This is a genomic window from Streptomyces sp. HNM0575 (genome assembly GCF_012726265.1).
Taxonomy (GTDB): Bacteria; Actinomycetota; Actinomycetes; order Streptomycetales; family Streptomycetaceae; genus Streptomyces.
Genome location: NZ_JAASAG010000003.1, coordinates 374,050 through 399,465, shown reverse-complemented (window position 1 = coordinate 399,465; position 25,416 = coordinate 374,050). Strand labels below are relative to the sequence as shown.

The window sequence follows — 25,416 nt, the reverse complement described above, 5'->3', positions numbered from 1 at the left end:
GGTCACCCCGGCGCATGCCCCAGCCGTGCCGCCGCAAGCTCACGTACGGCGTGCCGGCGCAGCTTCCCGCTCGCCGTGGTGGGGAGTTCGTCCACGACGATCACCTCGCGCGGTCGCTTGAAGGCGGCGAGCCCGTCGCGGCAGAACTCGATCAGCTCCTCGGGTGCGGCCTCCGCGCCCTCCGCGAGCACGGTGCACGCCACCGGCTTGTCGATGCCGTCCGCGTCCGGCAGTCCCACGACGGCGGCCTGCCAGACGGCCGGATGCTCCAGCAGCCGCGCCTCCACCTCGGACGGTGCGACCCAGATGCCCCCGGCCTTGAGCATCTCCCCCGTACGTCCGAGGCAGGTGTAGTAGCCGTCGTCGTCGACGACGTAGGTGTCACCGGTGTGCAGCCACTCCCCCTGGAAGACCTGCCGCGTGACGCCCGTCCTGCACCAGTAACCGGTCGCGATCGACTCGCCCTTGACGAGCAGCGATCCCGGCTCGCCGCGCGGGACGTCGTGGCCCTCGCCGTCGACGACGCGCAGTTCGTATCCGTCGACGGCGGTCCCGGTGGTGCCGGGGCGGGAACGGCCGGGCCGGTTGGAGAGGAAGATGTGCAGCGCCTCCGTCGACCCGATGCCGTCCAGGATCTCGACGCCGAAGCGGTCGGCGAACCTGCGGCACAGGTCCGCGGGCAGCACCTCTCCCGCGGAGACCGCCAGTCGTACGGATCCGAAGGCGTCGCGCGGCACGTCGGAGCGCAGCAGCGCGGCGTAGAAGGTGGGGACGGCGAAGAAGAGCGTGGGCCGGTACTCGGTGAGGCGCTCGGCGACCGACTGCGGCGTGGGCCGCTGCGGATCGAGCACGGTCTCGGCGCCGGCGGCGAGGGGGAAGAAGAGCGAGTTGCCGATGCCGTAGGCGAAGAAGAGCTTCGCGACGGACAGACATCGGTCGGCGGAGGTGATGCCGAGCACCTGTCGCGCGTAACTCTCCACGACATGGCGGATGTTGGCGTGCCGGTGCATCGCGCCCTTGGGCTTGCCGGTGGTGCCGGAGGTGTAGAGCCACAGCGCGGCCGAGTCCTCACAGGTGATGTACGGGTCCTGAAGCTCGCCGCCGCGGCGGCGGCCCTCCTCGACCAGCTCGGCGAAGGCGCGCAGCCGTACACCGGCGGGCACGGCGAATCCCGTCCCGGAACCGCCCGGACCACCGGCGCTGACGGAACCGCCGAGGCCACCGGGACCACCGGGGCCACCGAGGCCGTCCGCGCCCGCCGCGTCCCCGGTGACCGCGACGTACCGGATCCCCGGCACGCGTGCCACGGCCGCCTCGGCCGCCGCCCCGAACTCCGCGCTCACCAGCAGCACCCTGGCCCGCGAGTCCCCGAGCAGCTCGGCGAGTTCGGGCCCGGTGAGCATCGTCGACACCGGTACGGGAACGGCGCCCAGCCGCATCGCCGCCAGGATCGCGGCCGCCGCCTCGGGCCCGTCGGCCATGAGCAGCATCACCCGCTCCTCGGCGCGCACACCCCACGCCTCCAGCCCGGCGGCGATGTGCCCGACCAGCTCCGCGAGGTCACCGTAGGTCAGCTCGCCCGCCGGGCCGGTGACGGCGACGCGCCCGGCCGTCTCCGGCTGGACGGCGGACCGGAGCAGGTAGTCGGAGGCGTTGAACATGTCGGGGACGACGGGCGTGACGGCAGTGACTGGCGGTGTCGCGCTGTGGGCGGTCATCGGGTCTCCCCTTCGCCTGGAACCGTGGCGTCATGCTCTACACGTTCCGGACGCTCGTCAATAGCAGTGTGGAATGACTGGACAGGGCAACGGCCGTACGGCGCATACTTGGTCCCCACACGGAGACGGGGCGGTCACCAGGCACCCGGCACAGCGCCTGGTGCGCACACCACACCGGCACGTACGGCACCGGCGCGTACGCCACGGGCACGCCGAGTCATGGCACTTGCGGCACCGGGAGGTAGGCCCACCGGGAGGTAGGCCCGTACCGGCAGATGACCGGCATGAGACGACGGGAGGGGTGCATGGCCGCGCGGCGAGACGGGCACGGCGGAACGCCGCCCGGAACGACGGGGGCGGCGGACGCGCCCGCGTCGCCGTCCACGGAAGTCCGGCCCGCCGAGCCGGAGTTCCTGCGCCGCCGCGAACTCGGCGCGGCCAGCGCCCGTTCCCTGCTGCTGACCGTGCTCGGCGAGTTCGTACTGCCCGGCGGACAGCCCGTCTGGACGGCCACCTTCCTGGACGCCCTCGGCGTGCTCGGCGTGGAGGAGAAGGCAGTGCGCCAGGCGCTGGCCCGAAGTGCCGCCGAGGGATGGCTGGTCGGGGAGCGCCACGGGCGGCGCACGTCGTGGCGGCTGACGTCCTCGGGCCGCCGGCTGCTGACGGACGGCACCGAGCGGATCTACGGGTTCGGCCGCCCGGTCGGCGAGTGGGACGGTCAGTGGCTGATGGTCCTCGTGACCGTCCCCGAGTCCAGCCGCAGGCTGCGGCACCTGCTGCGCACCCGGCTCTCCTGGAACGGGCTGGGCAATCTGTCCACCGGCGTCTGGCTCAGCCCGCATCCGGAGCGCGAACCGGAGGTGCGAGGCGTGCTGAGCGAGGTCGGCGTCGGCAGCACGTCGCGGGTCTTCCACGCGCGCCTCGGGGATCTCGCGGAGGCGCGTGAGGTGGCACGTGAGGCATGGGACCTCGACGCCGTCGAGCGCGCCTACGAACGCTTCCTCGACGAGGTGCGCGCCCTCGAACCGGCTGACGACGTCGAGACGTTCGCCGCTCACACCCGCCTCGTCCAGGAGTGGCGCCGCTTCCCCTTCCTCGACCCGGGGCTGCCGGCCCGTCTGCTGCCCGACGAGTGGCGCGGCGCGCAGGCCGCCGCGCTCTTCCACGAACGCCACAGTGCCTGGCGGCCCGCCGCGGACCGCCACTGGAAAGCCCTCGACGACAGGAAGAGCGAATGAACGCGAACGGTTTCGGGTCGGGCTTCGAGAAGACCGTGGGGATGGCCTTCCCCGAGATGACGGCCGACAGAACCGTCGTGACCTGCGAGATCACACCCGAACTGCTCCAGGCGTACGGCATCGTCCACGGCGGGGTCTACTGCTCGCTCGTGGAGACGGCCGCGAGCCTCGCCGCCGCGATCTGGTACGGCGACCGCGGAAACGTCGTCGGCGTCTCCAACCACACCAACTTCCTGCGGGCCATCGGCACCGGCACCGTCACCGCCACGGCCACGCCGATCCACCGCGGGCGCACCCAGCAGCTGTGGCTCGTCACCGTCACCGACGACACCGGCCGGGACATCGCACGCGGCGAGGTGCGCCTGGCCAACCTGCCCGCAGGCGACGGCCGGAACGGCGGGGAGGGGCGGGACGCCCGTAGCAGTCGGGGCGGCGAAGCCGGCGAGAACGGCGGGGGCGCCGCGGGCAGCGGGGACGGCAGGAGCAGCGAGCACAGCGAGGACATCGGCGAGCCGGGCACCGGCCGGTGAGGACGGCGGCGCCGAACGCGGTGCCCAACGCCCGCGGGGAGGCCCCGCGTTGACCGCGGCCGCCGCGCCGCATGGCGGGCGCGGTCCGGACGCCGGCCCCGGTCCGGGCAGTCCGTACGGCCCCTCCCGTACGCGCGACTCCGCGGCCCCGCTGATCTCGCTCACCTGGACCGACCAAGTGACGGGCCGCGAGGGCCACTTGGTCGTCGACCGGCTGGTGCGCGGCGTCGCCAGCGGCGGCCTGCGGATGCGGGAGGGCTGCACGCTGGACGAAGTGGCGGGCCTGGCCCGTGGCATGACGATGAAGGAGGCGCTGCACTACGACCCGCGGGGGCGCTACATCCCGCTCGGCGGCGCCAAGGGCGGCATCGACTGCGATCCCCGCGATCCTGAGGCCCACGGGGTGCTGGTGCGGTACCTGCGCGCGATGCGCCCGTACATCCAGCACTTCTGGACCACCGGCGAAGACCTCGGTCTGAGCCAGGCGACCGTCGACGCGGCGGCGGCCGAGGCCGGGCTGTCCTCCACCATCGAGGCCGTGTATCCGCTCCTCGACGACGAACCGGCCGCGCGGCGGCGGCTCGACGACGCCTTCGCCGTCCGCGTGGACGGCATCGGACTCGGGGAGCTGGCGGGCGGCTGCGGCGTCGCCGAGACCGTGCTCACGGTCCTGGACCGTGCCGGGGTTCCGTATGCGGAGACCCGGGTCGCCGTGCAGGGCTTCGGCACCATGGGCGGGGCCACGGCACGCTTCCTCTCCCGCGCGGGGCTGAGAATCGTCGCGGTGGCCGACGCGAAGGGCACCGTCGCCGATCCGGGCGGGCTGGACGTGGAGGCGCTGCTGGCGGCCCGCGACGAGTACGGCTGCCTGGACCGCTCGGCCCTGGAGGTCCGGCATACGGCGCTGCCAGGGGACGCGTGGCTGTCCGCGGGCGCCGACGTGCTGATACCCGCGGCGGTCTCCTACGCCGTCGACGCCGCCAACCAGTCGCGGATCACGGCGAGTTGGATCGTCGAGGCGGCCAACATGCCGGTGCGGGCGGAGGCCGAGGAGCTGCTCGCCGCGCGCGGAGTGACCGTACTGCCGGACGTCGTCGTCAACTCCGCGACGAACGCCTGGTGGTGGACCCTCTTCGGCGACGTCGGCCCGGATCCCGACGAGGCCTTCGCCCGCATACGGCGGTCGATGCGTGAGCTGACCGGCCTGATGACCGACCGTGCCGAGGCCGACGGCACGACTCCGCGCCAGGCCGCACACGCGCTGGCGGCCGACCGGCTGCCCGTCATCGCGGACCGTTTCGGATGGTACGGGTGACCTGCCGGTTGAACGCCCGGGAGAGCCTCGCCCGCCCCGGGCCGGCCCGTCGCGCGGCCGGTCCGCCAGGGCGCGCGCGATCGGGGCGTGGGGGGCGGTCGCCGGACTGGCCGCCGCGGGCTGCGCGTTTCTGCTCGCCGCCGTGCTCACCGCGGTGTCGGTGCCCCGTACCGCCGACGCCGCGGCACGGAGCGGCACGGCCTGAGGCCGCAAGCCACGCGGGCGCCTGAAGCGCCCCGCTGGAGTGTCCCGCCCAAGTGCTCCTCCCAAGTACCCGGCTCCGCACGGCACTTGGCGTCCCGCGCCCCTCCCCGCCTCACGGCCGCCCCGGCTCCTCCGTACCGGCGTCGAGGGGCGCCGAGGGCCGGGCCCGCACGTGGAGGCGTTCGCCCTGGGCCCCGAAGATGCTCAGGAACTCCACGGGCTGCTTCCCGGCGTTGGCGAAGCCGTGCGGCGTGCGGGTGTCGAACTCGGCGGCCTCGCCCGGCGTGAGCACCAGATCGTGCTCCCCCAGCGCGAGCCACAGCCGCCCCGACAGTACGTACAGCCAGTCGTAGCCCTCGTGGGTCCGCTGCTCGGGCCGCACCGGGGACCCCTGGCCGGGCCTCGCGCCGGGCAGGATCTGCTTGTACGCGTGCAGCCCGCCGAAGTACCTGGTGAGCGGGATGAACGTCTGGCCGTGCCGGGTGAAGGGGCGCGGATGGATGCGGGGGTCGCCGGTCGCGGGGGCGCCCACGAGCTCGTCGAGCTGTACGCCGTACTCCCGTGCCAGCGGCAGCAGCAGCTCCAGGGTGGGTCTGCGCTGCCCGGACTCCAGCCGGGACAGGGTGCTGAGGGAGATGCCCGTGCGGGAGGCGACCTGGGAGAGGGTGACGGCGCGCTGCTCGCGCAGGCCCCTCAGCCGCGGCCCCACCGCATTGAGCACTCCTGTGAGTTCGTCGTCCGCCATGAGTGCAGTTTGCCATCTCGGCAAGAAGCTTTGTCATTCCGTGCAGGGCCGTCCGACCATCGCCCGTGACGAAGGGAGAGCGATGAACGCGCAGACGAACGCCCAGGCGGACACGGGCGGCCGGACAAACACGGGCGGGAACAGCACGATGGGCGCCGTCGGCCGGGATCTGACCTGGGACGAGTGGTACGCGGAGCGCGACCGGATCTGGAGCGGCAGACCGAACGACGTGCTCGTACGGGAGACCGAGGGGCTCCGGCCGGGCCGTGCGCTGGACCTGGGCTGCGGGGAGGGCGCCGACGCCGTGTGGCTCGCCGGACAGGGCTGGCGGGTCACGGCCGCCGACATCTCCTGCGTGGCGCTGGACCGTGCCGCGGAACACGCGGTGGAGGCGGGGGTCGTGGACCGGATCGACTGGCAGCGGCACGACCTCGGCGTCTCGTTCCCCGAGGGCGCCTTCGACCTGGTCTCCGCCCAGTTCCTGCACTCGTACGGCGACCTGCCGCGCGAGGAGATACTGCGCAGGGCCGCGGACGCCGTCGCCCCGGGCGGAACGCTGCTGATCGAGGGGCACTCCGGCCCGGCGCCATGGGACGACGACCAGGGCCACGGCCAGGGTCAGGACGGTGATGACCGCCACGGTCAGAACGGTGATCACGGCCACGGCCACGGCCACAGCAACGGCCACGCCAGCGGCCACGACGAGCTGCACCTCCCCTCTCCCGACGAGGTCGTCGCCGCGCTGCGGCTGCCCGAGGGCGAGTGGGAGGTGCTGCTCAGCGAAGAGCACCGACGAACCCAGACCGGACCCGACGGCACCCCCGCGATCCGTACGGACAACACGGTCAAGCTCCGCCGCAGGGCCCTCTGACCCGCCGGTCCACCGGCCGCCGGCGTGACGGTCGCGTCCGGGGCGCCCCGCCCGCGCGCCCTCGGAACGGAACCATTGACCCCGTTTCGAGGGCGCGCCTACGGTCCCGGTACGGATGTGATCACCACCCGGCGGAAGGACGCCTCCCATGCCGCGCGAGACGCCCGCCGGACGGTCCCGCACACCCGCCGGGCGCTCCCGCCCCGTGGACACCGTGCGCGGGCCCGTGCCGCCGGAGGACCTGGGCAGGGTCCTCATGCACGAGCACATCTTCATCCTCAGCCCGGAGTTCGCGGACAACTACCCCGAGCACGAGGGGTTCCGGGAGTCGGAGGAGATACCCGCGGCGGCCGAGCGGCTCGACACCCTTGCCGCTGAGGGGGTCTCGACGATCGTCGACCCGACGGTCATCGGACTGGGCCGCTACATCCCGCGGATACAGCAGGTGGCGGCCCGTACGCGGCTCAACATCGTTGTGGCGACCGGCCTTTACACCTACGGCGACATTCCGCACTACCTCCAGTACCGGGGGCCCGGAACGCTGCTGGGCGGCGAAGAGCCGCTGGTGGACATGTTCGTGGAGGACATCACCACGGGCATCGCCGGCACCGGAGGCGTGAAGGCCGGCGTACTCAAGTGCGCGACCGACGAGGCCGGACTCACACCCGGCGTCGAACGGGTGCTGCGCGCCGTGGCCCGTGCGCACCGCGCCACGGACGCCCCGATCCTCACCCACACCCACGCCGCCACGAGGCGCGGCACCGAGCAGCAGGACGTGTTCGAGGCCGAGGGCGTGGATCTGACTCGCGTGGTGATCGGCCACTGCGGCGACTCGACCGACCTCGGCTATCTGATGTCGATCGCCGACCGCGGCTCCGTACTCGGCATGGACCGCTTCGGCCTGGAGACGCGGCTGCCGTTCGAGCAGCGCGTGGAGACCGTCGCGGCACTGTGCGAGCGCGGATACGCGGACCGGATGGTGCTGGCCCACGACGCGTCGTGCTACATCGACTGGTATCCGATGCGCGAACTGCCCTCCCTGCTTCCCGACTGGCACTATCTGCACATCTCCAGGGACGTGCTGCCCGCGCTGCGGGAGCGTGGGGTGACCGAGGAGCAGATCACGGCGATGATGACCGTCAATCCGCGGCGGATGCTCGAACGCCGCGGCGACGCCTGACACTTGCGCCGCGGCCCGCGCCGCGTCACGCGCTGCGGCACGCATCGGCCCGTGCCGAGCGGTGCCGCGACACGGGCCGATGCGGAAGGTCCGCGCCGTGAACTCCCGTCAGGCGTGGAGCAGTTCGCCGGGCACCGCGTCGGGGTCCGCCCGTACCTCCGCCGGGTTGGTCTCCCGCAGAGCCCACGTGCAGCCGAAGGTGATCAGGCCCATCAGCGCCACGAAGACCGACACCAGCGTGGTCGAGCCCGTCTCCGCGATGAGTGCCGTCATCACCAGCGGCGTGGCGCCGCTGACGGTGATCGCCGCGAGCTGGTACGCCAACGAGGCGCCGGAGAAACGGATGTTGGGCGCGAACATCTCGCCGATGTAGGCCGCGACCGGCCCGTACGTCATCGACTGGAAGACGCCGCCGACGGCCAGCGCCACGAAGAACAGCCACAGGTTCCTGGTGTCGACGAGCCAGAAGTACGGGAACGCCCACACCACCAGCATCGCCGCGCCGACGAGCACCATCGGCCTGCGCCCCACCCGGTCGGACGCGGCGCCGGACCACAGGATCGCGGCCGCGCCGATCAGCGAGGAGCCCAACGAGACGGCCAGCAGCGACTGATGGCTCATGCCGAGCTGTTCGGTCGCGTAGCTGAGGACGCCCGCGATGCTGATGTAGAAGAGGCAGTTGGTGGCGGCCAGCATTCCGCAGGCGAGCAGGATCCTGCGCCAGTCCTTGCGCACGGCCTCGCTCAGCGGCGCCCGCGCGACCCGCTGCGGCTTCTTCTTCGACACCTCCGCCTGGAGCGCCTTGAACTCGGGGGTGTCCTCGACCTTCGTCTGGATGTACAGCACGACGGGGAAGAGCAGCGCCGAGAGGAAGAACGGGATGCGCCAGCCCCAGTCCATGAACGACGCCTCCGGCATCACCGCGGTCGCCACCAGGAACGCCACATTGCCGAGGATGACGCCGAACGGCACGCCCATCTGTCCGAACGTGCCCGCGAAACCACGGCGTTTGGGCCCCGTCGACTCGATCAGCAGCAGCACGATCCCGCCCCACTGCCCGCCGCACGCCAGCCCCTGCACGAAGCGGAGCAGGACGAGCAGCACCGGCGCAGCCGTCCCGATCGACGCCGCGCTGGGCAGGCAGCCGATGAGGAACGTCGCCAGCCCCATGCCGAGCAGGCAGGTGACGACCATCGGCTTGCGGCCGTAGCGGTCGCCGAAGTGCCCGGCGAGCACGCCGCCCAGCGGGCGCGCGATGAAGCCCGCCCAGAAGGTGCTGAAGGAGAGCAGCGTCCCGGTCAGCGGCGAGCTGGAGGGGAAGAAGACGTGGGGGAAGACGAGGGCCGCCGCCGTCCCGTAGAGGAAGAAGTCGTACCACTCGATGGAGCTGCCGATCAGCCCCGCGGCGAGCAGCTTGCGGTGGCTTCTGGGCTTGATCCGGGGCTGCTGTGCCTCGGCCGCCTCCCCGCTCGGTTCTGCCGTCTCAGTCATCAGGCACTCCTTCGAGGGGTGGGACTGCAAGCGGGTCGCCGTAAGCTGACGTCATGTTCAACTTCTGGGCGAAGACTGAGCGAAGGCCGTTGTGCTGTCAACAGTCCCGGCAGAGTCTTCTGCGCTGCGACGACGCGTCGGGCCCGTACGGTCGGCGGCACCGTGTGACGGCTGTACAGGGCAGCGAAAATTGAACGGTCCAACTGCGGCCGCCGCACGGCGAGATGGGCCCCTCGGCCCGGAAGGCCCGTGGCGGGCCGGCGAGTTCAGCGGTGGCCGGGGAAGCGCAGCCCGTTGGCCCAGATCCGGGTGACCGTGTAGACGACCTGCTCGAAGTCGACGGGCTGGTCCATGCCCCGTACGAAGACGCTGAAGGCGAAGCGGCTGACCATGCCGGACAGCGCCCGCGAGGCCAGCATCGGATCCAGGTCGGGATCGGCGATGCCGCGCTTCTGGAGGTCAGCGATGCCGCGCGCGTTGCGGTGTATGAACGCCTCCCCGCGCCGCCTGCGCAGCTCACGGAAGGTGTGGTCGACGCTGGCGACCTGCTCCAGCAGGGCCATCAGCTTCGCGTTGCGCCGATAGGCCTCCAGATAGGCCCTGTTGCTCGCCTCCAGCACGAGGTACGGATCGCCGCTGTCGGGCAGGCGCTGCATGCCGGGGTGGAGCATGTCCTGCTGCGCGGCCTCGAGTACGGCGGCGAAGATCTCTTCCTTGTTCTTGAAGTACGTGTAGAAGGACCCCGTCGAGCACTTGGCCTCTTTGGTGATGTCCGTGAGGCGGGCGTCGAGATAGCCGGAGCGTTCGAAGACCTTCCGCGCCGCCGCTATCAGCGTCGCGCGCCGCCGCGCACCGCGCTCGGTGGCCGGACTCCCGCGCAGCAGGGCCGGGTTGACCATCGACGGCAGCGGCGGCCCGTCCCAGTCGTCGGCGGCGGACGCGGTCATAGCCATGGTCAACTTATACATGAACATGGCTTCACCTCCAACTTCGTGAACGCCTTACGGAGGCCCCGCAGAGCCCGCCCGTATCCGGCACGTACCGGGGGCTGACCTGCGCTTACCGGTTCCGCTCGGCAGGGCCCGGTGCGGGCGCCGGAGGACGGGCGGGGGCGGGAGCCCGGCGGAGGCGGTGGCAGTGACAGGCCCACTACCTGCCAGTAGCCTTCAGGGGCGAACAGCCGGCGGGCAGGAGAACAGCCGTGAGTGAAAAGACCAGTTCGGCCGAGGCCTTCTTCGAGCGGGTCGCGGACGACCGCTTCGTCCCCACCGAGAACACCCGCGGCCCGTGGTCCGCGGACAGCCAGCACGCGGGCCCGCCGGCGGCCCTGCTGGGCCGGGCGATGCGGATGCGCGACGGCGCCCGCGAGGACATGCGCCTCGCCAGGATCACCTTCGAGATCACCAGCCCCGTACCGCTGAAGCCGCTGACGGTGTCCACCGGCGTGCTGCGGCAGGGGCGCAGCGTGGAGCTGGTCGAGGCGTCGCTGACGCCGGAGGGCGGGGACGAGGTGATGCGGGCGCGGGCGCTGCGCATCCGCACCCTGCCCGGTGCCGTGCCGGAGTCCGTGCCGGAGCCGGAGGTCCCGGGACCGGAGAGCGCGGCGGCCGAGCCCTTCTTCCCCGTCCCGTGGGAGGTCGGTTACCACACCGCCATGGAGGCCCGGTTCGCCCACGGCTCGTTCCTGGGACGCGGCCCCGCGGCGTGCTGGCTGCGGATGCGGGTGCCGCTGGTGGAGGGTGAGAAGACGGCGCCGCTGGACCGCGCGCTGATCGCGGCGGACTCGGGCAACGGCGTGAGCAACGTGCTGGACTTCTCCCAACACCTCTTCGTCAACCCGGACTTGACCGTCCATCTGCACCGGCACCCCGGCGGCGAATGGGTCTGCGTCGACGCCCGTACGAGCATCGACGACGCCGGGATCGGCATGACCGAGACCGTGCTGCACGACGAGCAGGGGCCGATCGGGCGCAGCGTGCAGAGCCTGTTCGTGGCCCCCCGCGGCTGAGGCGCCGGTCCGGCCCGCACGGGCTCGCGGCGCTCGCAGCCGAAGCGATCACGGATCGGACAGCCTGTCCACTTGCTGGACAATCCGCGACGGTCACCCCGGCAGGTCCGCCCGCTCCGTACACACAGGAAGCCCTGCCTCCCACGTGCGGGAGGCCCCGGCTCCTGCGCGCAGGAGGCCCAATCTCCTACGTGCTGGAGAATGCGCGTATGCGGATCTCGGCGAGAGCGGACTATGCGGTGCGTGCCGCGCTGGAACTGGCGGCCGCGGGCGACGACTGCCCGGTCAAGGCCGAGACGATCGCGGAGGCACAGGGCGTGCCCCGCAAGTTCCTGGAGGGCATCCTCAACGACATGCGCAGGGGCGGCCTGGTCGTCAGCCGCCGCGGCGGGCAGGGCGGCTACAAGCTGGGCGCTCCGGCCGAGACGATCACCGTCGCGGACGTGATCCGCGTAGTGGACGGACCGCTGGTGTCCGTCCGCGGCGAGCGACCGCCCGCGCTCTCCTACACCGGGCCTGCGGAGTCGCTATTGCCACTGTGGATCGCGGTGCGCGCCAACGTGAGGGCGATCCTCGGCGAGGTGACGCTCGCGGACGTGGCGTGCTCCAAGCTGCCGGACCGGGTCTACCGGCTCGCGGAGCAGCCCGAATCGTGGACCAACCCCTGACCGGGCCCTTCGTCTCCCGGCCCGGCGAATGGCCGGGCCCACGGCCCTCCGGTTGATCATGTCCACACTCTGCCCCTGATCATGTCCAGTTGACGAGACAGTGTTGACCGCTCCTCGGTCTGTCGGGCAGATTTCCCTATCAAAGCGGTAGGAATGCTAGGGATTCAGATCGGGGCAGTGGCATGCGGACGCTCATATTGTTGGCACTCGCGGGCCTCGGTGCCCAACTGGTGGACGGCAGTCTCGGAATGGCGTACGGCGTCACGTCCACCACGCTGCTGCTTGCCGTCGGCACCAACCCCGCTGCCGCGTCCGCCACCGTGCACCTCGCCGAGATCGGCACGACGCTGGTCTCCGGCGCCTCCCACTGGCGCTTCGGCAACGTCGACTGGCGGGTCGTGGCGAAGGTCGGAGTGCCGGGCGCCGTGGGCGCGTTCGCGGGTGCGACCGTCCTGTCCGGTCTCTCCACCGCCGTGGCCGAGCCCGTGATGTCCCTCATCCTGCTCGCTCTCGGCCTGTATCTGCTGGGCCGGTTCACCTTCTCCGGCTTCTCCTCCCGCAACCTCGGCAAGCCCCTGCGGAAGCGATTCCTCTCCCCGCTGGGCCTCGTCGCCGGGTTCGTCGACGCCACCGGCGGAGGCGGCTGGGGCCCGGTCGGCACCCCCGCGATCCTCGCCAGCGGACGGCTGGAGCCGCGCAAGGTCATCGGCTCCATCGACACCAGCGAGTTCCTGGTCACGGTCGCCGCGAGCATCGGCTTCCTGACGGGGCTGGGCTCCGAGGGCGTCAACTGGTCGTGGGCGGCGGCACTTCTCATCGGCGGCGTCGTGGCCGCACCGATCGCGGCGTGGCTGGTACGGCACGTACCGCCGCGGCTCCTCGGCTCCGCCGTCGGCGGCATCATCGTCATCACCAACACCAGCACGCTCCTCGACAGCGACTGGGTCGCCGCCCCGGGCGCGGTGAAGACGGTCGTGTACGTGGTGCTCTACGCGATCTGGGCCGCCGCGCTCGCCTACTCCTTCAAGGAGCACCGCCGCAATCTCGTCCGTGAGCGCGAAGAGGAGCGCCTGTCCGCCGGGACGGGCGATGAGACGACGGACGGGGGGACGGCCACGGTGAAGCAGGACGCGCCGTCGGCCTGAAACAGCTGCCCGGAGCCCGCAACTCGCAGTGTGAACTGCGTATTGCGGTCTCCCGACATCGTCCGGAGTGACCTTCCGCGGGCGGCGACGCCCGGCCTACGGTCGAGACGTCACTCAGGCCCGGCCGTGTGCCCGAGCGGTTCAGGGGCTCGCCTGCAAAGCGAGTTACGTGGGTTCGAATCCCGCCACGGCCTCCATGCGATGTCTCAGGACATCGGTACGACCCCGGACCCACGATCGGGTCCGGGGTCGTCGTCGTTGCGGGCGGCGGTGCGGACAGGGCGGGGCGGGCGGGTCGGGCGGGGGCGGGCCCGGCGGCCCCGCCGCGTCGAGCGCGCCGCTCATCGCGCACTCCCGGAAGGCGAACTCCCGGACCCCGCAACGCCGGACGGCGAACCCCCGGACGCCGCGCCGCCGAGCCGGGCCCACCGTTCCCTCTCGTCGCCGCGGCCTGCGAGGGCCGCCGCATGGCCCGCCTCCAGCGGTGCCGTACCGCCGGCCCCGAGCGCGACCGAACGTATCCGTGCCGCCTTGACGCACATCGCCGTGACCGCCTCCACCTCCGCCGGGGTCCGGCCGAGCGCGACGATGCCGTGGTTGCCCAGCAGCACCAGCCGCGGCGGAACCCCCTCCGTCTCGCGGTGGCGCGTCAGCGACTCGGCGACGGCGCGGCCGAGTTCGAGCCCGGGAGCCGCGTACGGGACCCACGCGGGGCGGCCCAGGACGACCGCCTCGTCGGGGAAGAGCGGCGCGCTCCACAGCTCTTCGGCGCCGGGGCAGGCCAGCAGTCCCACGACGGCGGTGGGATGGGTGTGCGCCACCCACGTCGCGTCCGCGTATTCGAGGGCGGCGAGATGCACCAGGGTCTCGACGGAGGCCCGTCCCGGTGGGCCTTCGTACGGGCCGCGCACGGCAAGCGCGTCCGTCAACTCGTCCTGGGTCGGGCGTCCTCCGCCGCGCGCACCGGCCGTCGCACGTCCACCCGTCGCATGTCCATCCGTCGCACGAGGCCGTATCGCATCCAGCAGCTCCCCCGGATCGACCACGACGAAGTCGCCGGCGGCGGCCGAGTCCATGCGGGCGCCGCTCGCCTTGACTGCGAACGTGCCGTCGGCGAGGCGCGTCGAGGTGTTGCCCTCCGCCAGCACCACGAGGTCCGCGGCCGGATCGCCGAGCCGGCGCGTGAGCCCGACCAGCTCCTCCGGAACTGCCTCCGGCTTCCACAGGGCGCTCACCGCAAGCCGCCCGTGCGGCGGGCGGTGACCGAGTTCAGCAGCGCCGAGCACACCAACAGCACGCCGAGGGCGAGGAGTTGGATGCGGCTGCCCTGCGAGCCCTCGAAGGCCAGCAGGATCCCGGCGTTGAGCCACGCGACCAGCAGCGCCGCGACCACGACGCCTCCCACCCGTCCGATGCCCCCGGTGATGGCCACCCCGCCGAGCACCGCGATAGTGATGGCGGGAAGCGCCATGCCGTTGCCCACGGTGCCGGCGTCGGGCCGTGCGGAGGCGAACTGCCCCACCGTCACCACGGCCACCACCGCCGACAGCAGCCCGGAGAGCGTGAAGGCCCGCAGCCGTACGGAGACGACCGGCACGTTGGCGAAGCGCGCCGCCACGTCGTTGGTGCCGACCCCGTACAGCTTGCGGCCGAAGGTGCTCCGGTTCACCAGCAGCCACACCAGCACCGCGCAGGGCAGCAGGAAGGTGAAGACCTGCATCGGCACATCGGGCAGCCCGGGCAGCGGGACCCGGCTGGTGAGCGAATGCAGGTCGCGCACCGGCGCCGTCGAGACGGGCTTGTTGCCGCTGCCGACCAGCGCCACGGAGCTGTAGGCGTAGTACGTGGCGAGCGTGGCGATCAGCGCGGGGAAGCCGAGCCTCGCCACGAGGAACCCGTTGACCGCGCCGAGCAGCGCCCCTGCCACGAGCGTCGCCGGAACCGCGAGCAGCGGGGACCAGCCCCATTCGCTCACCGTGTATCCGAAGACCATGCCCGCGAGGCTGACCGTCGCGCCCACCGACAGGTCGATGCCGCCGCGGCCCGAGACCATCACCAGCAGTTCGGCCAGGCCGAGGATGCACAGCGGCACCATAGTCTCCAGGGCCGACGCGAGATATGTCAGGTCGTAGGGCGCCAGCAGATAGCCGCCCGTGTCGAGGACCTTCATCCACACCAGCAGTACGACGAGCAACGCGGCGAGCAGCACCACGCGTTCGGTGAGCAGGACGGTAAGGGCACGGCGCAGACGCACGTGGCCGGGCGCGCCCTCGCCGGCGTCCTCCGGCGGGCCGCCTGCCCGCGCCTTCGCCGCCGCGTCGGCTGACTCCTCGGCCGGGGTGCCGTGCGTCGAGGTGGTCACAGGGATCGCCTCCTTCGCTCGCGCAGGAGGTCGGCGCCGACAGCCGCGACGATGAACACTCCGATGAAGAGCTGGGTGAGTTCGTTCTGCCAGTTCAGCAACGTGACGGCGCTCGTGATGGTGCTGACGAGCAGCGCGCCCAGCAGGGTGCCGACGACGCTGCCGCGTCCGCCGAGGATGCTCGTACCGCCGATCACCGCCGCCGCGATGACCTCCAACTCGAAGCCGGTGCCGATGTCCTGCCCGACCAGGCCGCCCGATCCGATGCGTACGCACGCCGCGAGGCCGACCAGCAGACCGACGAGGACATAGACGCTGATCTGGCGGCGCTCGACCCGCACGCCCGCGAGACGGGCGGCGGACGCGTCGCCGCCCACCGCGTACAGGTGCCTGCCGGTAGGCACGTAACGCATATAGCTCCAGGCGCCGGCCGCCAGCACGAGGGCGAGGATCGCGGCGTGCGGCACGCCGAGGGAGAGTCCGCTCTCACCGCCGCCCAGGAGGCCCAACGTGCCCGGGACGCCCGAGACCTGCTTGGAGTCGAAGATCTGGAGGGCCACGAAGCGGAACAGATTGAGCGTGCCGAAGGTGACGATGATCGGATGCAGCCGTCCGTACGCGACGAGCAGGCCGTTGACCAGCCCCAGCACGGCGCCGGTCAGCACGGCGACGGCGACCGCGGTAAGCAGCCCGGCCCCCGCGTCCCGTACGAGCTTGGCCACGACGACGCCGACCACGGCGAGCGTCCCGCCCACCGACACGTCGATGCCCGCGGTGACGATGACCGCCGTCATGCCGATGCCGGCGATCGCCACGGGCGCGACGGTGAACAGGATGTTCTGGAGGTTGGACGCGGCGAGGAAGGTGTCGGTGCTCAGGCCGAGCACCAGCCACAGCGCCACGAGGAGCGCGGCGAGCACCGCCTCCTGCCCCTCCACGAGGCGGAGGGCGCCCCGCCGGGAGCGGAGGAGGGCGGGGCCGGTGGCGGCGGCACCGGCCCGGGTCCCGGCACCGGCCCGGGTCCCGGCACCGGTCCCGGTCCTGGCACTGGTCCCGGTCCGGGCACCGGTCCTGGTCCCGGTTCCGGCCCCGCCGGGCTTCCCGGTCCTCGCGGTGCCCTCGGCCCCGGCCTTCCCGGCGCGGCCGGTGCCGCCGGTGTCCCCGGTGTCCCCGGAGTCCCCGGTGCCGTCGGGTTCTACGGCCGTGGGTCCCATGGCTGGTTCACCTCCTCGGTGATCGCGGCCCTCGCCTCGTCCAGCGAGGTCGGTTCCTCCTCGTCGCCTCCGGCCGCCGCGGAGAGCAGATCCGCCTGTGAGGCGCCGCGGGCGAACTCCCCCGCCGTGCGGCCCTCCCGCATGACCAGCACCCGGTCGGCCAGCCGCTGGAGTTCGGCCAGGTCGGAGGAGACGACGAGCACGGCACTGCCCTGGTCGGCGAGGGAGAGGACGATGTCGTGGATCTCGTCCTTGGCGCCGACGTCGACGCCCTGCGTGGGCTCTTCGAGGACGAGGACGGGAGGCCTTTCCACCAGCGACCGGGCCAGTACGACCTTCTGCTGGTTGCCGCCGGAGAGCGTGCCCACCAGCGAGTGCACTCCTGGGGCCTTGATCGCGATGCGCTGGAGGAAGTCCGCCGCGACGGCCTTCTCGCGGCGGCGGTCCATCGCGACGCCGAGTCTGCTCAGCAGCGCGAGATGGCCTATGGAGATGTTGAAGCCGATCGACTTGGACGCGAAGACGCCCTGGACCTTGCGGTTCGCGGGCAGCATCGCGACACCGGCGCGCACCGCGTCCCGGGGGCTGCTCAGCCGCCGCTGACGGCCGCCGACGGTGACGGTGCCGCGGTCGGCGGGGTCGATTCCGTACAGCGCGCGTGCCACCTCGTTCACGCCGGAGCCGACGAGCCCGTACAGACCGACCACCTCGCCCCGGCTGAGCACCAGATCCACGTCGCGGAACGCACGGCCCGCGCCCAGTCCCCGTACCTCCAGCACCGGATCGGCGGCCGGCGCCTCGCGGGAGACCCGGCGCTCGTCGAGCGCGTGTCCGGTCATCAGCTCCGCGGTCTGCCGTACGGTCAGTTCGCGCGCGGGACGGGTGGCGACGACCTCGCCGTCGCGCAGCACGGTCACCCGGTCCGCTACGACGACGAGTTCGTCGAGGCGGTGGCTGATGTAGATCACGCCGACGCCTTCGGCCTTCACCGAGTCGATGACGCGGAAGAGGGTCTGCACCTCCTGGTCGGTGAGGATCGCGGACGGCTCGTCGAGCACGAGGACGCGGACGTCGTGTGCGAACGCCTTCGCGATCGAGACCAGTTGCTGCTCGGCCACGGGCAGATCCGCGGCCCGTACGTCCGCGAGCGCCGGGTCCAGGCCGAGCCGTTCCAGCAGCGCGGAGACGCGTGCGCGCTGGGCTCCCCAGTCGATGAGCGCGCCGCGGCGCAGTTCGCGTCCGAGGAAGATGTTCTCCGCGACGGTCAACTCGCCGAACAGCTGCGGCTCTTGATAGACGGTGGCGACGCCCGCGGCGAGTGCCGCGTTGGTGTCGCCCGCGGCGAGGCTCCGGCCGTCGACGTCGACCGTCCCCTCGTCGGCGGACTCCGCACCCGAAATGATCTTGATGAGCGTGGACTTGCCCGCGCCGTTCTCGCCGACCAGGGCGTGCACCTCGCCCGCGTACACGTCGAAGTCCACGCCGTGCAGGGCCTGTACGCCGCTGTAGCGCTTACGGATTCCACGGGAGACGAGCAGCGCCGCCGCGGGGGCGGTGCCGGAGCCCGTGGCCGGGGTCGGGGGCGTCCCGGAGCCCGTGGTCGGGGTCGGAGGCGTCGCGGAATCCGTGGTCGGGGTCGGGGTCGGGGTGGGCGGAGTCGTCGTGGGCCCGGTCTTCCCGGGCCCGGGCGTCCCGGGCCGGTCCCTCTCGGGGCCGGGCGTCTCAGACTGGGTCATCTCACTCCTCGGCCGTGCGGCGAACCGCCGCCCCTGCCCCGGCGGCGGTTCACTCGGCACGGCAGGTGACATCGTCTGTCATCTGTTAGCTGTCATCTGTCGGTCGTCATCCGTCGACCGTCAGCCGTTAGTCGTCATCCGGCAGCTGTCATCCGTCAGCTGCCAGTCGTCATCCGTCAGTTGCCAGTCGTCAGCCGTCATCTGTCAGCTGTGATCTGCCAGTTGTCAGCCGTCGGCCCGACAGCCGTCGGCCGCCCGGCACGACGCGCGCCGGGCACCCGCCGTCAGTAGTCGTAGTCGTCCGCGTTGTCCTTGGTGATGAGCAGCGGGTCGCCGAGGAGCAGCTCCTTGCGGTCCGGGAAGTACTTGACCGCGGGCAGCTCGTCGCTGACCCGGTTGGTCTTCTTGAACTTCTTGCCCTCACTGACCTGCTTTCCGGCCCATACGGTCAGATAGCCGAGCGCCTCGACGTTCCACAGCACCGCGCCCGCGGACGAACCGTCCTCCAGGTAGGGCTTCATCGACTTCGGCGTGCCCACTCCCGTGGTGGCGACCTTGCCGGTCTTGCCCGCCTCATGTACCGCCTTGGCCACGCCCGGCGCCGACGTGGTGCACTCCCCGACGAGCCCCTTGAGGTCCGGGTGCGCGTTCATCAGGTCCTTGGCCATGGAGACGGCCTTGGCCTCGTCCTCGCCCGCGTACACGATGTCGACGATCTTCGCGTCCGGGTACTTCTCCGCCGTGTACTTCTTCTGCTCCTTGATCCAGGAGTTGAGGTTCTCGGCGGTCTGCCCGCAGGAGACGATCGCGTACTTGCCCTTGCCGTCCGTCTTCTTCATCAGCGTGTCCGTCAGCGCCTTGCTGATGCCTTCAGGGGTGGCCTGGTTGACGAAGACCTCACGCGTGGAGTTCGGCGCGTCCGTGTCCGAGGTCATGGGGTGTACGCCCTGGTCCTTGGCGTCGCGCAGGATCGGCGGCATGGAGTCGGGGTCGTTCGGCGCCACGGCGAGCACGTCCACGCGCTGCTGGAGGAGCGACTTGACGATGTCCGTCTGCGCGCCCGGGTCGGCGGTGGTCGGCCCCTTGTAGATCCACTGCGCGCCGAGGTCCTTCGCGGCCTTCTTGCCGCCCTTGTTCATCGCCTCGAAGTACGGAATCCCCTGCACCTTCGGCACGAACGCGACCTTCGGCCCGCCTCCGCCCGACGAGCCGCCCGATCCGTTGTTCTTCTTGCTGCACCCTGCCAGCGTCAGGGACGCCGACACCGCCACCGCGACACCCACGGCGACTCCTCGCGATATGCGCATCCTGCCTCTCCTTTCGGTGCGGCGGTTCACGTCGTGCTCCCCGCCTCGGTTCCCGCCCCGCTCCCCGATCCCCGCTCCCCGCGCTCAGGTCTCCGTCTCCGCCGTCCCGGCCCCCGCGGCCCCGGCGGCCGCATCCGCCGCATCCGCCGCATCCGCCGCATCCGCCGCATCCGCCGCGACCAACTCCCGGTACCGGCCGTAGCGTTCGTCCGCCGAGCCGTCGCCGCCGGGCTCATACAGTTCCGGCCGCTGCCCGGCCCGTACGACCTCGCGCATCTCCGAGAGGTCCGCGAGTTCGCCGGGGGCCAGCAGCTGGACGAGCATGTTGCCGAGCGCGGTCGCCTCCACCGGCCCCGACAGCACGGGCAGTCCGCTGACGTCGGCGGTGAGCTGGTCGAGCAGCGCGTTGCGCGAACCGCCGCCCACGATGTGCACCGCGGACGGCCGCCGTCCGGTCACCCGCGCCAGGTCCTCCAGGACCCTGCGGTAGCCGAGGGCGAGGCTGTCCACGACGACGCGGGCCGTCTCCGCCACCCCGTCCGGCACGGGCTGACCGGTGCGGGCGCAGTACCGGCGGATCCGGCCCGTCATGTCGCCGGGCGCCACGAAGTCAGGGTGATCGGGATTGACCACGCTGCGGCCCGCGGGCACCTCGGCCGCGAGCGCGGCCAGTTCGCCGTAGCCGTAGCGGCGCCCCTCGCGTGCCCACTGGTTGCGGCACTCCTGGAGCAGCCACAGCCCCATGCAGTTGCGCAGCAGGCGGACGGTGCCGAGGACTCCGCCCTCGTTGGTGAGATTGGCGCGGCGCGTGGCCTCGTCGACGCGCGGCGCGTCCGTCTCGACCCCGATCAGCGACCAGGTGCCGGAGGAGATGTACGCGGCCGAGGCGTCGGCGAACGGCACGCTCACCACCGCGCTCGCCGTGTCATGGCTGCCGGGTGCCACGACCCGGGTGTTCCGGTACGCGGGGTGGCCCGCCGACGCCTCCGGCAGCACAGGCCCCAAGTCGGTTCCGGGGTCGACGACTTCGGGCAGCACGCCCGTCGGTATGCCGAGGTCGTCGAGGAGGCCGGTCGCCCACCGGCGGCGCGTCATGTCGTACGCGCCGGTGGTGCTCGCGGCGGTGTACTCGGCGACGGTGCTTCCGCAGAGCAGGTGGTGGAAGAGGTCCGGCAGCATCAGCAGCCGGTTCCCCGCGGCGTACCGCTCGCGCTCCCGCCCCTGCCCGTCACGTACGTCGGCCAGCATCTGGAAGATCGTGTTGATCTCCATCAGCTGGGTGCCGGTCTCCGCGTAGAGCCGCTTCCGGCCCACCAGCCGGGCCGCTTCGGCGAGCATTCCGCGAGTGCGTCCGTCGCGGTGGCTGACGGGGTCGTCGAGTATCGCGCCCCGTTCGTCGATGAATCCGTGGTCCAGGCCCCAGGTGTCCACGCCGACGGAGTCGATGGGGTCGGGTGACAGTGCCGCCGCCTTGCCCAGCCCGTCGCGTACGTCCCGCCACAGCCGGTCCAGGTCCCAGCGCAGCACCCCGTCCGGGCCGGTGCGCGGGGTGTTGGCGAAGCGGTGCACCTCCTGGGTGCGGATCGCCGAGCCGTCGAAGCCGCCGAGTACGACTCGTCCGCTCTCGGCGCCGAGATCCACGGCGAGCACATTGCGGCGGGTGCGGCGTGCGTTCATGTCGCCCCGTCCCCGGCCTGGTTCCGGTTCCCGGCCTGGTTCCGGTTCCCGGCCCCCGCCCTGTCCCTGGTCCCCGCCTCGGTCCCCGTCCCGTCCCCTGCCCCGTCGTCCGCCGCGGCCCTCGCCGCCGCGTCGTCCGCCGCGGCCCTCGCCGCCGCGTCGTCCGCCGCGGCGCTCGCCGCCGCCTCCCGCTCGCCCGCCGGCGCTCCGCCGGGACCGTCCTCCGCCGCTCCCCCGCGTACGGGCACCCGCTGTACGGGCACTCCGACCGCCCGCCACTGCCCGACCAGTTCGTCGGATGCGCCGGCGTCCGTGATCAGGCCGTCGACCTGCCCGGACTTCGCGAAGGCGTGCAGCGCGAACCTGCCGGCCTTGCCGGCGTCGAAGAGCCCGTACACCTCGTCGCACAGCGCCACGAGCATCCGCTTCGCCTCGGTCTCCTCCGCGGACAGCTCCAGCAGGCCGAGTTCGGGAGAGAGGGAGCGCAGGCCGAAGAAGCCGCGGGCGACCCGGCCCCGCCCGTCGAACGCCTCCCCCACGTCCCCGACCAGCGACCACGACGACCGGCGCAGCGTGCCGCCGGGCATCACCACCGTCGCGTCGGACTCGCTCAGCACCTCCGCCGCGCGCAGCCCGTTGGTGACGACGATCAGGCCGCTGCGGTCCCGGATCTCGCGGGCCAGGTGGTAGCAGGTCGTACTACAGTCCAGGGCGATCGCGTCGCCGTCGCGCACCAGCTTCGCGGCGGTACGGACGATGGCCTGCTTCTCCGGTACGCGATAGCGCACCCTCATCTCGAAGGCGCCCTCGTCCGCGCCCCGCACCGCGACGGCGCCGCCGCGCACCCGGCGGAGAATCCTGCGGCGCTCCAGCGCGTCCAGGTCCTTGCGCACGGTGACCACGGAGACGCCCAGGCGCTCGGCCAGCTCGGGGACGCTCACCCTGCCCGTCCCTTCGAGCAGCCGCAGCACCTCCTGCTGACGCTCGTGCTCCGCGATGCCCGGCATGCCACAACTCCCCGCAGGATCAGGAACGCGCCTGGAGGCCTTTCGAAACGCTGCGTGAGAGTAGAAATCGCAAAGTCGGAAAGTCAATGAAGGAAACAGAAATCGCCGTCGAAGGGCTTTCTTTCGAAAGCGAACGGTGACGTGGGGCCCGTGCGGGCGGACGCCGCGAAGCGCGGACCGGCCGCAACCGACGTGGAATCCCCGCGGGCCCGTGCGGGTGAGAGCAAGGAATACCGGGCGCGGACCCCGCGGCTCTACGGGCATGACGACGAACGAACACGACGGGCACAACGCTCACGGCACCCGCACCCACGACGCCCGCCCGGACGACGCCCGCGCCGGAGGCGACCATGCCCGGCGCTTCGGCCGGATCGGGCTGTGGAGCCCGGCCCTGCACTCCGGCGACCCGGCGCGGCGTACGGAGATCGCCGAAGCGGCGGCCGAACTCGACGAGTCGGGCTACGGCACGCTCTGGATCGGCGCCAGCCCCGGCCCCGCCCAGGCCGAGCCCGTACTCGCCGCCACGTCACGCGTCACGGTGGGCACGAGCATCATGAGCATCTGGCAGCACCGTGCCGAGGACGTGGCGGCGCAGCACGCCCGCCTCAACTCGGCGCACGGCGGCCGCTTCGTGCTCGGCCTGGGAGTCAGCCACGCCGAGGCGGCGAAGGACGAGGCGACCCGCGAGGAGCTGCGCCGGCGCCCTTACACCGCGATGCGCCGCTACCTCGACGAGCTGGACGCCGCGCCGCGGCCCGTACCGGCCGGCGAGCGCGCCCTCGCGGCTCTGGGCCCGAGGATGCTGGAGCTCTCCCGCGACCGGGCGGTGGGCGCGCTGCCCTACCTGGTGACTGCGGAACACACCGCCCGTGCCCGCGAGATCCTCGGCCCGGACGCGCTGCTCGCACCCGAGCTCAAGGTCGTGCTCGACCCCGACCTGAAACGCGCCCGTACGTCGGCGCGCGCCTACCTGGAGCGCTATCTGGCAATGGCCAACTACCGCAACAGCTGGCTGCGGTTGGGCTTCGCCCAGGACGATCTGACCGGTGGGGGCAGCGACCGGCTGCTGGACGCGGTCTACGCCCTCGGCGACGCCGAAGCGGTACGGACGAAGGTGGCGTCGTTCTTCGACGCGGGCGCCGACCACGTGGCGCTCCAGGTCGTCACCGAAGAGCCCTTCGGTGCGCTGCCGCGGGCCGAGTGGCGCACGCTGGCCGAGGCGCTGCTGCCCTGGTGACGGTACGGGCCCGGGGCGGTGCCCGCAGCGGTGCCGGGACTGTGCGCGGAGCGGTGCCGGGGCTGTGCCCGGAGTTGTGCGCGGAACGGTGCCGGAGCTGTGCCCGGGCGAGCGTCCCGCCACGGCGGCCTCCGCTGCCCTCTGCCATCCTTGAGTGCCCGCGACACAGGGACTTGAGTGTCCGCGACACATGGAGGGGCATTGGAGACCGCCGCACGCTTCCGGGCCGCCGTCGAGACAGGCGATCACGGCGCGCTGGAAGAGCTGTTCACCGAGGACGTCAGCTTCTACAGCCCGGTGAAGTTCACCCCGTTCGAGGGCAGGCCCCTGGTCATGGGGCTCTTCGGCGTACTGCTGCGCACGTTCGAGGACTTCCGCTACGTCGGGCGGCTCGAAGGCACGGCTGAGACCAGCGCGGACGGCACCGAGGCTCCGTCGGAGATCCTCATCTTCCGTGCCACCGTGAACGGCAAGGAGATCCACGGTCTGGATCTGCTCCAGTTCGACGAGGCGGGTCTGATCAAGGAGTTCACCGTGATGGTCCGGCCGCAGTCCGCCGTGCAGGCGCTCGGCGAGGCCGTGCTCGCCGGGCTCGTCGCCGACGGGCTCGTTCCCGATCCGTCGGCGGCGGCCCAGGGCTGACGGCTCGTCGGCCCAGGCCCGGCGCCTGAGCCCTGTCAACTCAACGGCTCAACCACACGCCGAACAGCGGCAGTTGGGCGTCCACGAACCCCGCCGGACGGGTCTCAGCACGTGGCCCCGTACCCCTGGCTCAGTCCGCCGTGCTCGCTCAACCAGGCCGCATACTGCGGGTTGTTACCGACCGCGTCGGCGTACGCCCGCTCCGCGCGTTCGACGAGCGCCGTGCCGTACGCGGCCAGTGCGCTGTCCCGGTGCCACGCCAGGGAGTGCCGCAGCCGTAAGGGAGTGCCGCGCAGCGGGCGCGGCACTATGCCCGGGGTACTGCGGAAGGTCGCCTGCGCGAGCCCGATCGCGGCCCCGGCGACCACGAGTTCGCGCGCCGCGGCGGCCTCCGCCTCGTGCTGGACGACGGCGGTGAACCCGGCACGCGAGCATGCCGCCGTGAATGCGTCGTGCAGGCCGCTGCCGTGGCTGGGCGGCAGCACCCACTCCTCGTCGGCGAGTTCGCCGAGGTCCAGCTCCGGGCGTCCCGCCAGCCGGTGCCGCTCGGAGAGGAGCACGAACGCCGGTTCCACCGCGACCACTTGCTCGGTCACCTCACGGCGCGGAGGACGCGGCTTCCCCTCGTACTCGACGACCGCGCCCAGGTCCTGCTGCCGGTCCGCGACAAGGTCGACGACGACGGAGACATGGGACTCGGTGCGCAACTTCGCCTCGGCGCCCGGGAAGAGCTTGCGCAGCGGGTCCAGCATCCGCACCATCAGCGGTCCCGGGTTGGCGACGTAGCGCAGCGACAACCGCCCGTCGGCGAAACCGAGATGGGACAGCACCTGCTGCTGCACCGAGTCCAGCTGCGGCAGCAGTTCGCGGGCCTTCGCGGTGACCAGCTCGCCCAGCGCGGTGGGGCTGGCGCCGCCCCGGTGGCGTACGAACAAGGGGCCGCCGAGCATCCGCTCGATGCGCTGCAACTGCGCTGTCAGGGACGGCTGCGACATCCCCAGTGCGACGGCTGCGCGGGTCAGGCTCCCGGCGTCGGCCACGGCCCGTACCACTCGGAGATGGCGCACTTCGAGGTCCATCACTCGATGCTATGGCCACGAGGGATGAGCAGGGAGCGGGCG

General features: G+C 72.2%; 22 protein-coding genes and 1 tRNA gene. 11 read left to right on the top strand and 12 right to left on the bottom strand.

Translation table 11 applies throughout. The features are described 5' to 3' along the window. Window positions 1-2: 2 nt before the first annotated feature. The gene (locus tag HCC61_RS09710) at window positions 3-1,718 is read right to left on the bottom strand and encodes a benzoate-CoA ligase family protein (protein WP_240968735.1); all 1,716 of its coding nucleotides are present in this window, start codon (window positions 1,716-1,718) and stop codon (window positions 3-5) included. A 305-nt stretch (window positions 1,719-2,023) separates the two neighbouring features. Between HCC61_RS09710 and HCC61_RS09705 the strand changes: the two genes are divergently transcribed. The 3 genes from HCC61_RS09705 to HCC61_RS09695 all read left to right on the top strand — a co-directional run bounded on the left by HCC61_RS09705 (window position 2,024) and on the right by HCC61_RS09695 (window position 4,801). Beyond that, window positions 2,024-2,956, top strand: a complete 933-nt coding sequence (locus HCC61_RS09705; protein WP_169134888.1) for a PaaX family transcriptional regulator C-terminal domain-containing protein — start codon at window positions 2,024-2,026, stop codon at window positions 2,954-2,956. After that, window positions 2,953-3,486 carry a PaaI family thioesterase gene (locus HCC61_RS09700; RefSeq protein ID WP_206322292.1) on the top strand — a complete coding sequence of 178 codons (534 nt, stop codon included), beginning with the start codon at window positions 2,953-2,955 and terminating at the stop codon, window positions 3,484-3,486. Before HCC61_RS09705 ends, HCC61_RS09700 begins: the two co-directional genes overlap by 4 nt. A 151-nt stretch (window positions 3,487-3,637) precedes the next feature. After that, window positions 3,638-4,801: a Glu/Leu/Phe/Val dehydrogenase dimerization domain-containing protein gene (locus tag HCC61_RS09695; RefSeq protein WP_169135226.1), complete on the top strand. Its 1,164-nt coding sequence runs from the start codon at window positions 3,638-3,640 to the stop codon at window positions 4,799-4,801. 316 nt (window positions 4,802-5,117) lie between these two features. On the opposite strand, the gene HCC61_RS09690 is transcribed toward HCC61_RS09695, so the two are convergent. Continuing rightward, window positions 5,118-5,750: a helix-turn-helix transcriptional regulator gene (locus tag HCC61_RS09690; RefSeq protein ID WP_169134887.1), complete on the bottom strand. Its 633-nt coding sequence runs from the start codon at window positions 5,748-5,750 to the stop codon at window positions 5,118-5,120. 148 nt (window positions 5,751-5,898) lie between these two features. On the opposite strand from HCC61_RS09690, the gene HCC61_RS09685 reads away from it, so the two are divergent. Both HCC61_RS09685 and HCC61_RS09680 read left to right on the top strand, forming a co-directional pair. Next, window positions 5,899-6,621 (top strand): class I SAM-dependent methyltransferase, encoded by a 723-nt coding sequence (locus HCC61_RS09685; RefSeq protein WP_169135225.1) that lies wholly within the window; start codon window positions 5,899-5,901, stop codon window positions 6,619-6,621. 148 nt (window positions 6,622-6,769) lie between these two features. Next, window positions 6,770-7,801, top strand: coding sequence for a phosphotriesterase (locus HCC61_RS09680; RefSeq protein WP_169134886.1), 1,032 nt, complete (start codon window positions 6,770-6,772; stop codon window positions 7,799-7,801). A gap of 108 nt (window positions 7,802-7,909) precedes the next feature. Here HCC61_RS09680 and HCC61_RS09675 read toward each other — a convergent pair whose 3' ends face one another. Both HCC61_RS09675 and HCC61_RS09670 read right to left on the bottom strand, forming a co-directional pair. Beyond that, on the bottom strand, window positions 7,910-9,292 hold the full coding sequence (locus HCC61_RS09675; RefSeq protein ID WP_169134885.1) for an MFS transporter: 1,383 nt from the start codon (window positions 9,290-9,292) through the stop codon (window positions 7,910-7,912). A gap of 266 nt (window positions 9,293-9,558) precedes the next feature. Then, window positions 9,559-10,245 (bottom strand): TetR/AcrR family transcriptional regulator, encoded by a 687-nt coding sequence (locus tag HCC61_RS09670; RefSeq protein WP_240968733.1) that lies wholly within the window; start codon window positions 10,243-10,245, stop codon window positions 9,559-9,561. A 248-nt stretch (window positions 10,246-10,493) separates the two neighbouring features. Between HCC61_RS09670 and HCC61_RS09665 the strand changes: the two genes are divergently transcribed. From HCC61_RS09665 to HCC61_RS09650, 4 genes are all read left to right on the top strand, one after another. Beyond that, window positions 10,494-11,300 (top strand): thioesterase family protein, encoded by an 807-nt coding sequence (locus HCC61_RS09665; RefSeq protein WP_169134884.1) that lies wholly within the window; start codon window positions 10,494-10,496, stop codon window positions 11,298-11,300. Between the two features lie 209 nt (window positions 11,301-11,509). After that, a complete protein-coding gene (locus HCC61_RS09660) occupies window positions 11,510-11,968 on the top strand; it encodes an Rrf2 family transcriptional regulator (RefSeq protein ID WP_169134883.1) in 459 nt (152 codons plus the stop codon). Window positions 11,969-12,168: 200 nt separating this feature from the next. Beyond that, a complete protein-coding gene (locus HCC61_RS09655) occupies window positions 12,169-13,113 on the top strand; it encodes a sulfite exporter TauE/SafE family protein (RefSeq protein ID WP_240968731.1) in 945 nt (314 codons plus the stop codon). 122 nt (window positions 13,114-13,235) lie between these two features. Then, window positions 13,236-13,310, top strand: a tRNA-Cys gene (locus HCC61_RS09650). A 144-nt stretch (window positions 13,311-13,454) separates the two neighbouring features. Here the strand turns inward: HCC61_RS09650 and HCC61_RS09645 are convergent. The 7 genes from HCC61_RS09645 to HCC61_RS09615 form a co-directional block, all read right to left on the bottom strand. Next, complete coding sequence (locus tag HCC61_RS09645) at window positions 13,455-14,348, bottom strand: class II aldolase/adducin family protein (protein ID WP_169134881.1); 894 nt, start codon at window positions 14,346-14,348, stop codon at window positions 13,455-13,457. Continuing rightward, window positions 14,345-15,475, bottom strand: a complete 1,131-nt coding sequence (locus tag HCC61_RS09640; RefSeq protein ID WP_206322291.1) for an ABC transporter permease — start codon at window positions 15,473-15,475, stop codon at window positions 14,345-14,347. Before HCC61_RS09640 ends, HCC61_RS09645 begins: the two co-directional genes overlap by 4 nt. Beyond that, a complete protein-coding gene (locus HCC61_RS09635) occupies window positions 15,472-16,689 on the bottom strand; it encodes an ABC transporter permease (protein WP_169134880.1) in 1,218 nt (405 codons plus the stop codon). The genes HCC61_RS09640 and HCC61_RS09635 overlap by 4 nt, the downstream gene beginning before the upstream one ends. Then, window positions 16,671-18,425 carry a sugar ABC transporter ATP-binding protein gene (locus HCC61_RS09630; protein ID WP_169134879.1) on the bottom strand — a complete coding sequence of 585 codons (1,755 nt, stop codon included), beginning with the start codon at window positions 18,423-18,425 and terminating at the stop codon, window positions 16,671-16,673. The genes HCC61_RS09635 and HCC61_RS09630 overlap by 19 nt, the downstream gene beginning before the upstream one ends. Window positions 18,426-18,709: 284 nt before the next feature. Continuing rightward, window positions 18,710-19,732 (bottom strand): autoinducer 2 ABC transporter substrate-binding protein, encoded by a 1,023-nt coding sequence (locus HCC61_RS09625; protein ID WP_169134878.1) that lies wholly within the window; start codon window positions 19,730-19,732, stop codon window positions 18,710-18,712. 84 nt (window positions 19,733-19,816) lie between these two features. Then, the gene (locus tag HCC61_RS09620; protein WP_169134877.1) at window positions 19,817-21,409 is read right to left on the bottom strand and encodes a rhamnulokinase family protein; all 1,593 of its coding nucleotides are present in this window, start codon (window positions 21,407-21,409) and stop codon (window positions 19,817-19,819) included. Continuing rightward, on the bottom strand, window positions 21,406-22,416 hold the full coding sequence (locus tag HCC61_RS09615; RefSeq protein ID WP_169134876.1) for a DeoR/GlpR family DNA-binding transcription regulator: 1,011 nt from the start codon (window positions 22,414-22,416) through the stop codon (window positions 21,406-21,408). Before HCC61_RS09615 ends, HCC61_RS09620 begins: the two co-directional genes overlap by 4 nt. A gap of 262 nt (window positions 22,417-22,678) precedes the next feature. Between HCC61_RS09615 and HCC61_RS09610 the strand changes: the two genes are divergently transcribed. Continuing rightward, a complete protein-coding gene (locus HCC61_RS09610; protein WP_169134875.1) occupies window positions 22,679-23,653 on the top strand; it encodes an LLM class F420-dependent oxidoreductase in 975 nt (324 codons plus the stop codon). A 201-nt stretch (window positions 23,654-23,854) separates the two neighbouring features. Next, window positions 23,855-24,295, top strand: coding sequence for a nuclear transport factor 2 family protein (locus HCC61_RS09605; protein WP_169134874.1), 441 nt, complete (start codon window positions 23,855-23,857; stop codon window positions 24,293-24,295). A gap of 104 nt (window positions 24,296-24,399) precedes the next feature. On the opposite strand, the gene HCC61_RS09600 is transcribed toward HCC61_RS09605, so the two are convergent. Beyond that, on the bottom strand, window positions 24,400-25,374 hold the full coding sequence (locus tag HCC61_RS09600; protein ID WP_169134873.1) for a LysR family transcriptional regulator: 975 nt from the start codon (window positions 25,372-25,374) through the stop codon (window positions 24,400-24,402). Window positions 25,375-25,416: the final 42 nt, after the last annotated feature.

Excerpts from the sequence above, each read along its gene's own strand:
- HCC61_RS09710 (WP_240968735.1), bottom strand. The coding sequence starts at position 1,718 with ATGACCGCCCACAGCGCGACACCGCCAGTCACTGCCGTCACGCCCGTC.
- HCC61_RS09705 (WP_169134888.1), top strand. The coding sequence starts at position 2,024 with ATGGCCGCGCGGCGAGACGGGCACGGCGGAACGCCGCCCGGAACGACG.
- HCC61_RS09700 (WP_206322292.1), top strand. The coding sequence starts at position 2,953 with ATGAACGCGAACGGTTTCGGGTCGGGCTTCGAGAAGACCGTGGGGATG.
- HCC61_RS09690 (WP_169134887.1), bottom strand. The coding sequence starts at position 5,750 with ATGGCGGACGACGAACTCACAGGAGTGCTCAATGCGGTGGGGCCGCGG.
- HCC61_RS09685 (WP_169135225.1), top strand. The coding sequence starts at position 5,899 with ATGGGCGCCGTCGGCCGGGATCTGACCTGGGACGAGTGGTACGCGGAG.
- HCC61_RS09680 (WP_169134886.1), top strand. The coding sequence starts at position 6,770 with ATGCCGCGCGAGACGCCCGCCGGACGGTCCCGCACACCCGCCGGGCGC.
- HCC61_RS09675 (WP_169134885.1), bottom strand. The coding sequence starts at position 9,292 with ATGACTGAGACGGCAGAACCGAGCGGGGAGGCGGCCGAGGCACAGCAG.
- HCC61_RS09670 (WP_240968733.1), bottom strand. The coding sequence starts at position 10,245 with ATGGCTATGACCGCGTCCGCCGCCGACGACTGGGACGGGCCGCCGCTG.
- HCC61_RS09660 (WP_169134883.1), top strand. The coding sequence starts at position 11,510 with ATGCGGATCTCGGCGAGAGCGGACTATGCGGTGCGTGCCGCGCTGGAA.
- HCC61_RS09635 (WP_169134880.1), bottom strand. The coding sequence starts at position 16,689 with ATGGGACCCACGGCCGTAGAACCCGACGGCACCGGGGACTCCGGGGAC.
- HCC61_RS09630 (WP_169134879.1), bottom strand. The coding sequence starts at position 18,425 with ATGACCCAGTCTGAGACGCCCGGCCCCGAGAGGGACCGGCCCGGGACG.
- HCC61_RS09625 (WP_169134878.1), bottom strand. The coding sequence starts at position 19,732 with ATGCGCATATCGCGAGGAGTCGCCGTGGGTGTCGCGGTGGCGGTGTCG.
- HCC61_RS09620 (WP_169134877.1), bottom strand. The coding sequence starts at position 21,409 with ATGAACGCACGCCGCACCCGCCGCAATGTGCTCGCCGTGGATCTCGGC.
- HCC61_RS09615 (WP_169134876.1), bottom strand. The coding sequence starts at position 22,416 with ATGCCGGGCATCGCGGAGCACGAGCGTCAGCAGGAGGTGCTGCGGCTG.
- HCC61_RS09610 (WP_169134875.1), top strand. The coding sequence starts at position 22,679 with ATGACGACGAACGAACACGACGGGCACAACGCTCACGGCACCCGCACC.
- HCC61_RS09600 (WP_169134873.1), bottom strand. The coding sequence starts at position 25,374 with ATGGACCTCGAAGTGCGCCATCTCCGAGTGGTACGGGCCGTGGCCGAC.